Source organism: Streptomyces sp. NPDC002669 (genome assembly GCF_042889165.1).
Lineage (GTDB): Bacteria > Actinomycetota > Actinomycetes > Streptomycetales > Streptomycetaceae > Streptomyces.
This window is the reverse complement of sequence record NZ_JBIAQQ010000047.1, coordinates 24,738-37,608: the sequence shown is the minus strand read 5'-3', so window position 1 is coordinate 37,608 and position 12,871 is coordinate 24,738. Positions and strand designations below refer to the sequence as shown.

Genomic DNA, 12,871 nt, shown 5'->3' with positions numbered 1-12,871 from the left:
AGGGGCAGATCTTCGTGAAGGGCGAGGTCATCAAGACCGTGCCCGAGTCGAAGATCGTCGAGACGCTGATCGAGGAAGCCCTGAAGATCGCCGAGCAGATGGAGAAGGACGGCGTCGCCTCGGGCGAGCCCGAGGTCTCCGTCAGCTGAACCGGCCTCCGGCTCCGGCCGGACCGCACGACAACACCACGGCGCCCCGCCGGACGACCACCGTCCGGCGGGGCGCCGTCGTGAGCGACCTCACGGTGCGCCCGGAAAGCCGATCCCGAGCACGAGCGGCGCAGATGAGCCTCTTTGGGTACAGTGCGGAAATCAGCAGACCGTATGGTGAGGCCCCCTCGTGTTGACGCAGACCACCACCCGGGTCCTCGAACCCAGCGACCTCGGTGCCGCTCTCGCCGTCCTGGAGAGCGAGCCCGTCGCCAACGCCTTCGTCACGTCCCGCGTCCAGATCGCGGGTCTCGATCCCTGGCGCCTGGGCGGCGAGATGTGGGGCTGGTACGCCGACGGACGGCTGCGCTCGCTCTGCTACTCGGGCGCCAACCTCGTCCCCATCTGCGCCGGCCCCGAGGCCGTCCGGGCCTTCGCCGACCGGGCCCGCCGGGCCGGCCGCCGCTGCTCCTCCATCGTCGGCCCCGCGGAACCCACCGCCCAGCTGTGGCGGCTGCTCGAACCCGGCTGGGGACCGGCCCGCGAGGTCCGTGCCAACCAGCCGCTGATGGTCACCGAGAGCCCCTCCGCCGAGGTCGCCCCCGACCCCCTCGTCCGCCGCATCCGCAAGGACGAGATGGACGTCCTGATGCCCGCCTGCGTCGCGATGTTCACCGAGGAGGTCGGCGTCTCCCCGCTCGCGGGCGACGGCGGACTCCTCTACCAGGCACGTGTCGCCGAACTCATCGGCTCCGGACGCTCCTTCGCCCGGATCGAGGACGGCAAGGTCGTCTTCAAGGCGGAGATCGGCGCGGCGACCCCCCAGGCCTGCCAGATCCAGGGTGTCTGGGTCGCCCCCGAACACCGCGGCAAGGGCCTCTCCGAAACCGGTATGGCGGCGGTCCTGCGCTACGCCCTGGCCGACGTCGCCCCCGTCGTCAGCCTCTACGTGAACGACTACAACACCCCCGCCCGCCGCGCGTACGCCAAAGTCGGCTTCCGCGAGACCGGCGCGTTCATGAGCGTGCTGTTCTGACCGGCCCCGCCGTCCCGTACCGCACGTCCCGTCGGGCCAGTAGGGTCGGTCCATGGCAGCAGTCCCCGGGGGCGCCCCCCGCATTCCCAGCGTCCGGATCGGGCCGATCGATCTCGCCGCGCGCGTGGACGAGGCGCTCGCCGTGCAGGCCGTCGCCTTCGGACTGAGCCCGGAAGAGGTCGAGGTACGACGCCACATCGTCCTCAGACACCTCGACCACCCCCGGGCCCGCGCCCTCGGCGCCACCACCCCCGGCGACCGGCTCGTCGGCTTCGTCTACGGCATGCCCAACGAGCGCGGCCAGTGGTGGTCCACCGTCGTCGAGCCCTACCTCCGCGCCACCGGCTCCGCGCACTGGCTCGACGACTCCTTCGTCATCACCGAACTGCACGTCCTGCCGGAGTTCCAGAACCTCGGCATCGGCCGCACGCTGATCACCACCATCACGGACGCCGTCGACCAGCCCCGGTCCATCCTCTCCGCGATCGACACGGAGAGCCCGGCACGCGGTCTGTACCGCAGTCTCGGCTACCAGGACCTGGCCCGGCGGGTGCTCTTTCCCAGCGCTCCCAAGCCGTACGCGGTGATGGGAGCCCCGCTCCCGCTGCGCCGCGCGCACTGACGCCGGAGCCAATGGATTTCCGCCCACCCGTGCTGCCCGGCTAACCTCCTGCACATCACCCTTCCTAGCAGGAGTTCACCATGGCCCAGGTCCAGCGCATGTCCCGATTGATGATCAAGACACTGCGCGACGACCCGGCGGACGCCGAGACGCTCAACCACAAGCTGCTCGTCCGGGCCGGATACGTGCGTCGCACCGCGGCCGGCATCTGGACCTGGCTGCCGCTGGGCAAGAAGGTCCTGGAGAACATCACCCGCGTCGTGCGCGAGGAGATGGACGCCATCGGCGGCCAGGAGGTCCTGCTGCCCGCGCTGCTGCCCAAGGAGGCGTACGAGGCCAGCGGCCGCTACGACGAGTACGGCGACCTGCTCTTCCGGCTCCGGGACCGCAAGGGCGCCGAGTACCTCCTCGGCCCCACCCACGAGGAGATCTTCACCCAGGTCGTCAAGGATCAGATCACGTCCTACAAGGACCTGCCCGTGATCCTCTACCAGATCCAGACCAAGTACCGCGACGAGGCCCGCCCGCGCGCCGGTGTGCTGCGCGGCCGCGAGTTCCAGATGAAGGACTCGTACTCCTTCGACACCACGGACGAGGGGCTGGCCGAGGCGTACGGGCAGCACCGCGCCGCCTACATCCGGATCTTCGAGCGGCTCGGCCTCGACTACCGCATCGTCTCCGCCGTCTCCGGCGCCATGGGCGGCTCGGCCTCCGAGGAGTTCCTGGCCCCCGCCCCGGCCGGTGAGGACACCTTCGTCGACTGCCCCGCCTGCGACTACGCCGCCAACACCGAGGCGGTGACCTTCGAGGCCGCCGCGGCGGACGGCTCCGCGCACGGCCCCGTCGAGGAGCTGGACACCCCCGACACCCCGACCATCGAGACCCTCGCCGCGCACCTGGGCGTCCCCGCCTCCGCGACCCTGAAGAACCTGCTGGTCAAGATCGACGGCGAGATCGTCGCGGTGGGCGTGCCCGGCGACCGCGAGGTGGACCTCGGCAAGCTGGGCGAGCACCTGGCGCCCGCCGTCGTCGAACTGGTCACCGCGGAGGACTTCGAGGGCCGCCCCGACCTGGTGCGCGGCTACGTCGGCCCGCAGGGTCTGGACAAGGTCCGCTACATCGCCGACCCGCGCGTCGCCCCCGGCACCGCCTGGATCACCGGCGCCAACAAGGACGGCGTGCACGCGAAGAACGTCGTGGCCGGCCGCGACTTCGAGGTCGACGACTACCTCGACGTCGTCGTCGTCGAGGCGGGCGACCCCTGCCCCAAGTGCGGCACCGGCCTCAGGCTGGACCGCGCCATCGAGATCGGCCACATCTTCCAGCTGGGCCGCAAGTACGCGGACACCTTCCAGCTCGACGTGCTCGGCCAGAACGGCAAGCCGGTCCGGGTCACCATGGGCTCCTACGGCATCGGCGTCTCCCGCGCCGTCGCCGCGCTCGCCGAGCAGACCGCCGACGAGCAGGGGCTGTGCTGGCCCCGCGAGATCGCCCCGGCCGACGTCCACGTCGTCGCGGCCGGCAAGGCGCTCCAGACGGAGCTGGCCCTCGACGTCGCCGAGCGGCTCGGCGCCGCGGGCGTGCGGGTCATGGTCGACGACCGCGCGGGCGTCTCGCCCGGCGTGAAGTTCACCGACGCCGAACTGATCGGCGTCCCGAAGATCCTGGTCGCCGGCCGCCGCTCGGCCGAGGGCGTCCTGGAGCTCAAGGACCGCCGCACCGGCGAGCGCGAGGAGCTCACGGTCGACGAGGCGATCGCCCGCCTCACCGCCCAGGGCTGATCCGGAACACGGCAGGAGGCCCCCGCGCGCCGCGCGGGGGCCTCCTCGTGCTTCCCCGGCCGGGTCACAGCCAGCTCGCGAACTCCAGCGTCAGCTCGCCCTCCTGGCGGCGGCCCACGGCCATCGCCCGGGTCCCCGACTCCACCGCGCGAAACAGCGTCCAGCCGTGCAGCCGCTCCTGGTCCACGTCCAGCGAGTCGGCGAGCTTCCGGACCCGCCGCCGGGCCGTCACCGCACCGCCGGGAGACGCGATCAGGTCCTCGACCCGGTCGCGCACCAGACGCGCCAGATCGTAGGCCCGCTCACCGACCAGCGGCTCGGGGCCGACCGTCAGCCAGGGAGCCCGCTCCCCGGCGAGCACCTTGCTCTGGCGGAAGTTGCCGTGCAGCAGCAGGAGTTCGGGGGAGTGGGCGACCAGCTCCGCACGCGCCGCGAGCGCCGCGGAGACCAGCGGCTCCAGGGCGGGATCGGCGGCCGCGGCGGCGCGCATCGGCCCGACCCGGCGACCGGTCCGCTCGGCGACCGTCTCGAAGCCGTGCCCGGCCGGCGGCTCGACCCACAGCCTGCGCACCGTGCCCGCCGCCTCCAGCAGCGCCTTGGCCTCGGGCAGCGAGCGCAGCGACACCTCGGGGTGCAGCCGCTCCAGCAGGAGCGCGCCGGGCCCGTCGCCGAGCAGCCGCACCGCGCCCCAGCCGTTCCAGTGGGCCAGCGCCGCCCGCTCCGGCCCGGGCGCGGCCCCGGCCGGGGCGAGCTTCAGCGCGGCCGGGGTGCCGTCGGAGCACGTCACCAGCAGCACCAGACTGCTGCGGCCCCCCGGGGCGGCGACCCGCTCCACGGTCACCCGCCGGCCGGTGGCGGACAGCGCCTCCTCGATCAGTGCGGGAAGCCGGGCGAGCCAGTCGGCGGCGGCCGCGTCCCCGCACGACTCGCCCAGCGCTCGCACCAGACGCTGCGGCGGTTCGAAACCCATACGTGCTGTGTTCCCTTTCAGAATTGCCTCGGTGCCTCGGTGCCTCGGTGCCCCGTGTCGCGGCTCCCTCAGCGCGCCGGGGCGTCCCCGTCGGCGCTCCGCGCACCGGCCCCCGCCGCCGCGGTCTTCCCGGCGGCCCGCTCGGCGAGACCGGGAAAGGGTACGCCGCTGCCCCGCCAGCGGACCGCGCGCACCGCGGCCTCCCGCAGCGCGTCGGCGGCCTCCCGCCTGAGCGGCCCCCCGGCGGCCCGCACCAGGTCGGAGTACACGTTCGCGACCCGGTCCTCCAGCAGGGCCGCCAGCCGCACCGCCGCGGCCGGGTCCGCGACCGTGAACGGCAGGGCGTACGCGGCCCGCGCCGCCACCGGCTCGCCGCCCAGATCGCGCACGGTACGGGCCAGCGCGTCGCGCCGGGCCCGGTGCGCGTGGTGGGCCGACCGGGCCTCGGCCCGGCGCTCCCGCTCGACCCGGGCGCCGACCACCCCGTACCCGTACACCGCCGCGTGTTCGGCGGCCAGGGCCGCCTGCGCGGCCTTCAGGTCCGCGGTGCTCATGACGAGGTCTCCTTGGCCAGTTCGGTCAGCAGATAGGCGTGGGCCGCACCGGCCGCCGCCGTCGAGGCCAGCAGCCGGGCCAGCTCCGGCGGGGCCTCCAGGAGGGCCGCCAGATGCGCGTCGGAAGTGCGGCGCTCCGCCGCGGCCAGTTCCGCGACGGCGGCCTTCGCCCCGCTCGCGCGCGAGCGCGAGGACGTGAGCACCCGCCCGCCCCCGGGCGCCAGCGCCCCGGCGTGGGCCCGGACGGCGTCCCGCAGCGGCGAGAGCGCGGCGGCGGTGGCCGGATGGGCCTTGATCACCTGCTCGTAATGGGCGAGCAGCTCCGTGCTGCCGCGCGCGGCGTCCGCCCGGATCCTCTTCTCGGCCCGTGCCGCGGAGACCCGTTCGGCCGCGGTCGGGGCCCCGTCCCGCTCGGATTCCCTGGAGCGCCCGGAGCCGTCGCCGCAGCCGGCCAGCACCGCCCCCAGGGCGATCGCTCCCGTCGCGGTGAGCGCACCCCTGCGCGTCGTCCCGGTGCGCCGCACTTTTCTCCTTCGGGCTGGACCTGTCTTGACTGGATCTGTCCTGAAGTGATCACCGCAGGCGAGCGTACCCGCGGCGAAGGGGAGGACGGACGGCAACACCCCTCAGGACCGGATACCCTTTGACCTGACACGCGAGATCCCACAACAGCACACGCGGCCGAGGAGTCACCCGGATGAGCACCACCCAGAGCGAGAGGCTGCGCGGACTGCTCGAACCGCTCGTCAGCGCCGAGCAGCTGGATCTCGAGGAGATCGAGGTTTCCCGGGCCGGCCGCCGCCGCGTGCTGCGGATCATCGTGGATTCCGACGAGGGCGTGGAGCTGGACGCCTGCGCCGAGCTGAGCCGCGCGATCTCCGAGAAGCTCGACGAGACCGACGCGATGGGCGACGGCGAGTACGTCCTCGAAGTCAGTTCCCCCGGTGCCGACCGTCCGCTGACGGAGCACCGCCACTACGTACGCGCCACGGGCCGCCTGGCCAAGCTGCACCTGCACGAGGGCGGCGAGCTGGTGGCCCGCATCCTCGCGGTGGACGAGGAGGGGCTCGACCTGGAGGTGCCGGGCGTCAAGGGCCGCAAACCCACCTCCCGCCGGGTCGCCTTCGACGAGATCGCCAAGGCGCGCGTGGAGATCGAATTCAGCCGCAAGGACAAGAAGGAAGAGGAGGCGTAGCCGTGGACATCGACGTGAAGCTCTTGAAGGGCTTGGCACAGGACAAGGAGATCCCCTTCGACGTGCTCGTCGAGGCGATCGAGTCGGCCCTCCTCATCGCCTACCACCGTACCGACGGAAGCCACCGCCGCGCGCGGGTGGAGCTCGACGAGCGCGGCCACGTGACGGTGTGGGCGAAGGAGGACCCGGCCGACCTGGAGCCGGGGCAGGAGCCCAAGGAGTTCGACGACACCCCGTCCGGCTTCGGCCGGATCGCCGCGACCACGGCCAAGCAGGTCATCCTGCAGCGGCTGCGCGACGCCGAGGACGACCGGACGTTCGGCGAGTACGCGGGCCACGAGGGCGATGTCGTCACCGGCGTCGTCCAGCAGGGCAAGGACCCCAAGAACGTCCTGGTCGACATCGGCAAGCTGGAGGCCATCCTGCCGGTGCAGGAGCAGGTGCCGGGCGAGGAGTACACCCACGGCCTGCGGCTGCGCACGTACGTGGTGCGGGTTGCCAAGGGCGTGCGCGGTCCGTCCGTGACCCTGTCGCGGACCCACCCCAACCTCGTGAAGAAGCTCTTCGCGCTGGAGGTCCCGGAGATCGCCGACGGTTCCGTCGAGATCTGCGCCATCGCCCGCGAGGCCGGCCACCGCACCAAGATCGCGGTCCGCTCGACCCGCTCCGGACTGAACGCCAAGGGCGCCTGCATCGGCCCGATGGGCGGCCGGGTGCGCAACGTGATGGCCGAGCTGCACGGCGAGAAGATCGACATCGTGGACTGGTCGGACGACCCGGCCGAGATGGTCGCCAACGCACTGTCACCCGCACGGGTGAGCCAGGTCGAGGTCGTGGATCTCGGCGCACGGTCCGCCCGCGTCACCGTTCCGGACTACCAGCTGTCGCTCGCGATCGGCAAGGAGGGGCAGAACGCCCGCCTCGCCGCCCGCCTCACCGGCTGGCGCATCGACATCCGCCCGGACACCGAGACCGACGCCGAGCGCGACGTCGCCGACCGGGAGCGCGCGGAGCGCGCCCGCGAGCGGTCCGAGCGGCGCTGAGAACCGGCCGGGCGGCCGGTTCCGGCCGGACGCCCACCGGAAGGACGGACCCGCGCGGGACACCGGGCGCCCGCTTCCCGAAGGGGCGTCCGGCGCAGGTCGCGCGGTGCCGGGAATAAATCTCGGGGCCATGCCGCTGAGATCACGACAACATCCGTTCGATTTTTGCCCCAAAGGGGTGAGGTCGGTGCGGGGAGGTAGACTTAGCCGTGTCTGGCCGGACGCATGCCCGCGCTTGCCCTGAGCGAACCTGTGTGGGATGCCGGGAGCGGGCGGCCAAGAGCGAACTGCTGCGCATCGTCGTGGAAGGGAACGCCTGCGTTCCCGATCCGCGCGGTACGCTGCCCGGCCGGGGTGCCTATGTACACCCCGTCCCCGCATGTTTGGACCTGGCGGTTCGCCGCCGGGCCTTCCCCCGGGCCTTCAAGGCCAAGGGGCCGTTCGACCCCGCCGCGCTGCAGCGGTTCGTCGAGCGGGCGACACCGTAAGAAATGAACGGCACGGGACCCCGTGCGGTCAGGTACCTCGCGAGTTGGAAGTAGGTCGAGATTGCGATGAGCACTCGATGAGTACGCGATGAGTACGCCCATGAAGTAGCGACGGTCCGGCGGTAACCCGGACCTAAAAGGAGCGAAGTGGCTAAGGTCCGGGTATACGAACTCGCCAAGGAGTTCGGCGTCGAGAGCAAGGTCGTCATGGCCAAGCTCCAAGAACTCGGTGAATTCGTCCGTTCGGCGTCCTCGACGATCGAGGCGCCGGTTGTACGCAAGTTGACTGACGCACTGCAGGGGCCCGGCGGCAACGCCGGCAAGCCCGCTGCCAAGCCTGGCGCGCCCCGCAAGGCGGCGCCCGCGAAGCCCGCGGCGCCCTCTCCGGCCGCCGCGGCACGTCCTGCTGCCCCCAAGCCCGGCGCCCCGGCTCCCAAGCCGGCCCCTGCGGCCCCGGCGAGCAGCACCCCCGCAGCGCCTTCCGCGCCGGCCTCGGGCCCGCGTCCGGGCCCGCGGCCCGCGCCCAAGCCCGCTCCGGTGACCCCGGTGCCCGCTGCCGAGTTCTCGGCTCCGGCCCCGGCCCCGCAGCAGGCCCCGCGTCCCACCGGCGCCACCCCCGGCCCCCGTCCCGCCCGTCCGGCTCCGGCCGGCGGTCAGCGTGACGGCGGTCAGCGCGACGGCGGCCGCGGTGGCGACCGTCCCGCGCGTCCCGCGGGTCAGGGCGCGCCGCGCCCCGGCGCCCGTCCGTCCGGCCCCCGGCCGGGCAACAACCCCTTCACCTCCGGCGGCTCGACGGGCATGGCCCGTCCGCAGGCGCCGCGTCCCGGTGGCGCCCCGCGTCCCGGTGGCGGTCAGGAGCGTCCGGGTGCCCCGCGTCCGCAGGGCGGTCCCGGTGGCGCGCCGCGTCCGCAGGGCCAGGGCGGTCCCCGTCCGACCCCCGGCGGCATGCCGCGTCCGCAGGCTCCCCGTCCGGGCGGTGCCCCCGGTGGCAACCGTCCGAACCCGGGCATGATGCCGCAGCGTCCCGCCGCGGGTCCGCGTCCCGGCCCCGGCGGCCGTGGTCCCGGTGGCGGCGGCGGTCGTCCGGGCGGCGCGGGTCGTCCCGGCGGCGGCTTCGCGGGTCGTCCGGCCGGTCCCGGCGGCGGTGGCGGCGGTTTCGCCGGCCGTCCCGGTGGCGGTGGCGGCGGTGCGGGTCGTCCCGGTGGCGGCGGCGGTGGCTTCGGCGGCCGTCCCGGCTTCGGTGGTCGTCCCGGCGGCCCCGGCGGCCGTGGTGGCACGCAGGGCGCGTTCGGCCGTCCCGGCGGTCCGGCCCGTCGTGGCCGCAAGTCGAAGCGGCAGAGGCGCCAGGAGTACGAGGCCATGCAGGCCCCGTCGGTGGGCGGCGTCATGCTGCCTCGCGGCAACGGACAGTCCGTCCGTCTGTCGCGCGGTGCCTCCCTCACCGACTTCGCGGAGAAGATCAACGCCAACCCGGCGTCGCTCGTCGCCGTGATGATGAACCTCGGCGAGATGGTCACGGCCACGCAGTCCGTCTCCGACGACACGCTCAGGCTGCTCGCCGACGAGATGAACTACGTCCTCGAGATCGTCAGCCCGGAGGAGGAGGACCGCGAGCTGCTCGAGTCCTTCGACATCGAGTTCGGCGAGGACGAGGGCGGCGAAGAGGCCCTGGTCTCCCGTCCGCCGGTCGTGACCGTCATGGGTCACGTCGACCACGGAAAGACCCGACTGCTGGACGCGATCCGCAAGACGAACGTCGTCGCGGGCGAGGCCGGCGGCATCACCCAGCACATCGGTGCCTACCAGGTCTCCGCCGAGGTCAACGGCGAGGACCGCCGCATCACCTTCATCGACACCCCGGGTCACGAGGCGTTCACCGCCATGCGTGCACGTGGTGCGAAGTCCACCGACATCGCGATCCTCGTGGTCGCGGCCAACGACGGTGTGATGCCCCAGACGATCGAGGCGCTGAACCACGCCAAGGCGGCCGAGGTGCCGATCGTGGTCGCGGTCAACAAGATCGACGTCGAGGGTGCCGACCCGACCAAGGTGCGCGGTCAGCTCACCGAGTTCGGGCTGGTGGCCGAGGAGTACGGCGGCGACACGATGTTCGTCGACATCTCCGCCAAGCAGGGTCTGCACATCGACCAGCTGCTGGAGGCCGTCGTCCTCACCGCCGACGCCTCGCTCGACCTGCGGGCCAACCCGGAGCAGGACGCGCAGGGCATCGCGATCGAGTCCCACCTCGACCGCGGCCGCGGTGCCGTCTCGACCGTCCTCGTCCAGCGCGGAACGCTGCGCATCGGCGACACGATGGTCGTCGGCGACGCGTACGGCCGTGTCCGGGCGATGCTCGACGACAACGGCAACAACGTCCAGGAAGCGGGTCCCTCGACCCCCGTCCTGGTCCTGGGTCTCACCAACGTCCCGGGTGCCGGCGACAACTTCCTGGTGGTCGACGAGGACCGTACGGCCCGTCAGATCGCCGAGAAGCGTGCCGCCCGTGAGCGCAACGCCAACTTCGCCCGCAAGGGTGTCCGGTTCTCCCTGGAGAACCTGGACGAGGCGCTCAAGGCCGGTCTGGTCCAGGAACTCAACCTCATCATCAAGGGCGACGCGTCCGGTTCGGTGGAGGCTCTCGAGTCCTCGCTGCTCCAGCTCGACGTCGGCGAAGAGGTCGACATCCGGGTCCTGCACCGCGGTGTGGGTGCGGTCACCGAGTCGGACATCAACCTGGCGACCGGCTCCGACGCCATCGTGATCGGCTTCAACGTGCGCGCCGCAGGGCGTGCCGAGCAGATGGCCGAGCGCGAGGGCGTGGACGTCCGGTACTACTCGGTCATCTACCAGGCGATCGAAGAGATCGAAGCGGCCCTCAAGGGCATGCTCAAGCCGGAGTACGAAGAGGTCGAGCTCGGCACGGCGGAGATCCGCGAGATCTTCCGCTCGTCCAAGCTGGGCAACATCGCCGGTGTGCTGGTCCGCTCCGGCGAGGTCAAGCGCAACACCAAGGCGCGCCTGCTGCGCGATGGCAAGGTCATCGCGGAGAACCTCAACATCTCCGGTCTGCGCCGCTTCAAGGACGACGTCACCGAGATCCGCGAAGGCTTCGAGGGCGGTATCAACCTCGGAAACTTCAACGACATCAAGATCGACGACGTCATCGCGACGTACGAGATGCGCGAGAAGCCGCGAGGCTGATCCGCGGGGAATCCGGGGGGCACACCCCCGGACCTCTCTTCCACAGTCGGGGCCGGTCGACGGGGCGTATTTCCGTCGATCGGCCCCGGCCGTTCCGTGTACGGTTCTCGTGTTCCTGCCAAGCGCTGGCAGGACACGAACCCGAACCGGCGGGACATCCGGACATTCATGTATGTGGGGACACTGTCCTTCGATCTGCTTCTCGGCGACGTACGGTCGTTGAAGGAGAAGCGCTCCGTCGTCCGTCCGATCGTCGCCGAACTCCAACGAAAATTCGCGGTGAGCGCGGCGGAGACCGGCGGTCAGGATCTCCATCGCAGGGCCGAGATCGGCCTTGCCGTGGTCTCCGGGGACACCGGACACCTCACAGATGTTCTGGACCGGTGCGAGCGGCTGGTGGCCGCCCGGCCGGAAGTGGAACTGCTGTCCGTACGACGGCGGGTCCACAGCGACGAAGACGATTGAGCAAGAGGGAGACGGACCAGTGGCCGACAACGCGCGGGCTAAGAAGCTGGCGGACCTCATCCAGGAGGTGGTCGCCGAGAAACTGCAGCGCGGTATCAAGGACCCGCGTCTGGGTACGCACGTGACCATCACGGACACCCGGGTCACCGGTGACCTGCGGGAGGCCACGGTCTTCTACACGGTCTACGGCGACGACGAGGAGCGGGCGAGCGCCGCCGCGGGTCTGGAGAGCGCCAAGGGCATCCTGCGTTCGGCGGTCGGGGCGGCGGCGGGGACGAAGTTCACCCCCACCCTGGCCTTCGTGGCGGACGCCCTTCCGGAGAACGCCAAGGCGATCGAGGACCTCCTCGACCGGGCGCGGGCCTCGGACGCGCGGGTGCGCGAGGCGTCCTCGGGCGCCACGTACGCCGGCGGAGCCGACCCGTACCGCAAGTCGGAGGACGCGAACGACGAGGACACCGCCTCCGAATGACATCGCAGAACACGCCGGACGGCCTTGTCATCGTCGACAAGCCGTCCGGCTTCACTTCGCACGACGTCGTCGCCAAGATGCGCGGCATCGCCCGGACCCGCCGGGTCGGGCACGCCGGCACGCTGGACCCGATGGCGACCGGCGTGCTCGTGCTCGGTGTCCAGAAGGCCACCAAACTGCTCGGTCACCTCGCGCTGACCGAGAAGGAGTACCTCGGCACGATCAGGCTCGGGCAGAACACCATCACGGACGACGCGGAGGGCGAGATCACCTCGTCCACCGACGCGTCCGGGGTGACCCGGGAGGGCATCGACGCGGGTGTCGCGGCCCTGACCGGCGCGATCATGCAGGTGCCGTCCAAGGTCAGCGCCATCAAGATCGACGGCAAACGGTCCTACGCACGGGTGCGGGGCGGCGAGGAGTTCGAGATCCCGGCCCGCCCGGTGACGATCTCGTCCTTCAACGTCTACGACGTCCGCCACGAGGTCGCCGAGGACGGGACGCCGGTCGTGGACCTGGTCGTCTCGGTCGTCTGCTCCTCGGGCACGTACATCCGCGCCATCGCCCGGGACCTCGGTGCGGGGCTCGGCGTCGGCGGCCACCTGACCGCGCTGCGGCGCACCCGGGTGGGACCCTACGGCCTCGACGCGGCGCGGACGCTCGACCAGCACCAGGAGGAGCTGACCGTGATGCCGGTGGCCGAGGCCGCCGCAGCAGCGTTCCCCCGCTGGGACGTGGACGAGAAGCGCGCCAGGCTGCTGCTGAACGGCGTACGGCTGGACATGCCGTCCTTCCCGCCGGGACCGGTCGGGGTCTTCGGGCCCGACGGGCGGTTCCTGGTCCTCGTCGAGGAGCAGAAGGGCAAGGCGAAGAGCCTCGCCGTCTTCGCCTGAGA

General features: G+C 72.2%; 13 protein-coding genes and 1 pseudogene. 11 read left to right on the top strand and 3 right to left on the bottom strand.

Translation table 11 applies throughout. The features are described 5' to 3' along the window. The 4 genes and pseudogenes from ACFYW1_RS37390 to ACFYW1_RS37375 form a co-directional block, all read left to right on the top strand. Nucleotides 1-149: pseudogene (locus tag ACFYW1_RS37390) on the top strand (4-hydroxy-3-methylbut-2-en-1-yl diphosphate synthase); the annotation flags it as partial. 190 nt (nucleotides 150-339) lie between these two features. After that, entirely contained in the window at nucleotides 340-1,185 is an 846-nt protein-coding gene (locus tag ACFYW1_RS37385) for a GNAT family N-acetyltransferase (protein ID WP_356933229.1), read from the top strand. A gap of 52 nt (nucleotides 1,186-1,237) precedes the next feature. Then, a complete protein-coding gene (locus ACFYW1_RS37380) occupies nucleotides 1,238-1,807 on the top strand; it encodes a GNAT family N-acetyltransferase (protein ID WP_389004003.1) in 570 nt (189 codons plus the stop codon). Nucleotides 1,808-1,887: 80 nt separating this feature from the next. Then, the gene (locus ACFYW1_RS37375; protein WP_389004001.1) at nucleotides 1,888-3,588 is read left to right on the top strand and encodes a proline--tRNA ligase; all 1,701 of its coding nucleotides are present in this window, start codon (nucleotides 1,888-1,890) and stop codon (nucleotides 3,586-3,588) included. A gap of 64 nt (nucleotides 3,589-3,652) precedes the next feature. Here the strand turns inward: ACFYW1_RS37375 and ACFYW1_RS37370 are convergent, their stop codons facing one another. From ACFYW1_RS37370 to ACFYW1_RS37360, 3 genes are all read right to left on the bottom strand, one after another. After that, complete coding sequence (locus tag ACFYW1_RS37370) at nucleotides 3,653-4,558, bottom strand: aminoglycoside phosphotransferase family protein (RefSeq protein ID WP_389003999.1); 906 nt, start codon at nucleotides 4,556-4,558, stop codon at nucleotides 3,653-3,655. Between the two features lie 68 nt (nucleotides 4,559-4,626). Further along, entirely contained in the window at nucleotides 4,627-5,112 is a 486-nt protein-coding gene (locus tag ACFYW1_RS37365; protein ID WP_389003997.1) for a ferritin-like domain-containing protein, read from the bottom strand. Beyond that, nucleotides 5,109-5,636, bottom strand: coding sequence for a hypothetical protein (locus tag ACFYW1_RS37360; protein ID WP_389003995.1), 528 nt, complete (start codon nucleotides 5,634-5,636; stop codon nucleotides 5,109-5,111). Before ACFYW1_RS37360 ends, ACFYW1_RS37365 begins: the two co-directional genes overlap by 4 nt. Before the next feature lie 173 nt (nucleotides 5,637-5,809). On the opposite strand from ACFYW1_RS37360, the gene rimP reads away from it, so the two are divergent. From rimP to truB, 7 genes are all read left to right on the top strand, one after another. After that, nucleotides 5,810-6,307, top strand: a complete 498-nt coding sequence (rimP, locus tag ACFYW1_RS37355; protein ID WP_389003993.1) for a ribosome maturation factor RimP — start codon at nucleotides 5,810-5,812, stop codon at nucleotides 6,305-6,307. Nucleotides 6,308-6,309: 2 nt separating this feature from the next. After that, entirely contained in the window at nucleotides 6,310-7,350 is a 1,041-nt protein-coding gene (nusA, locus tag ACFYW1_RS37350) for a transcription termination factor NusA (protein ID WP_148839672.1), read from the top strand. Between the two features lie 209 nt (nucleotides 7,351-7,559). After that, complete coding sequence (locus ACFYW1_RS37345) at nucleotides 7,560-7,838, top strand: YlxR family protein (protein ID WP_187438866.1); 279 nt, start codon at nucleotides 7,560-7,562, stop codon at nucleotides 7,836-7,838. Between the two features lie 147 nt (nucleotides 7,839-7,985). Continuing rightward, entirely contained in the window at nucleotides 7,986-11,039 is a 3,054-nt protein-coding gene (gene infB / locus ACFYW1_RS37340; protein ID WP_389003990.1) for a translation initiation factor IF-2, read from the top strand. Nucleotides 11,040-11,207: 168 nt separating this feature from the next. Continuing rightward, nucleotides 11,208-11,504 carry a DUF503 domain-containing protein gene (locus ACFYW1_RS37335; protein ID WP_148839675.1) on the top strand — a complete coding sequence of 99 codons (297 nt, stop codon included), beginning with the start codon at nucleotides 11,208-11,210 and terminating at the stop codon, nucleotides 11,502-11,504. A 19-nt stretch (nucleotides 11,505-11,523) separates the two neighbouring features. Continuing rightward, complete coding sequence (gene rbfA / locus ACFYW1_RS37330; protein WP_389003988.1) at nucleotides 11,524-11,976, top strand: 30S ribosome-binding factor RbfA; 453 nt, start codon at nucleotides 11,524-11,526, stop codon at nucleotides 11,974-11,976. Further along, on the top strand, nucleotides 11,973-12,869 hold the full coding sequence (gene truB, locus ACFYW1_RS37325) for a tRNA pseudouridine(55) synthase TruB (RefSeq protein ID WP_389003986.1): 897 nt from the start codon (nucleotides 11,973-11,975) through the stop codon (nucleotides 12,867-12,869). Before rbfA ends, truB begins: the two co-directional genes overlap by 4 nt. Nucleotides 12,870-12,871 lie beyond the last annotated feature (2 nt).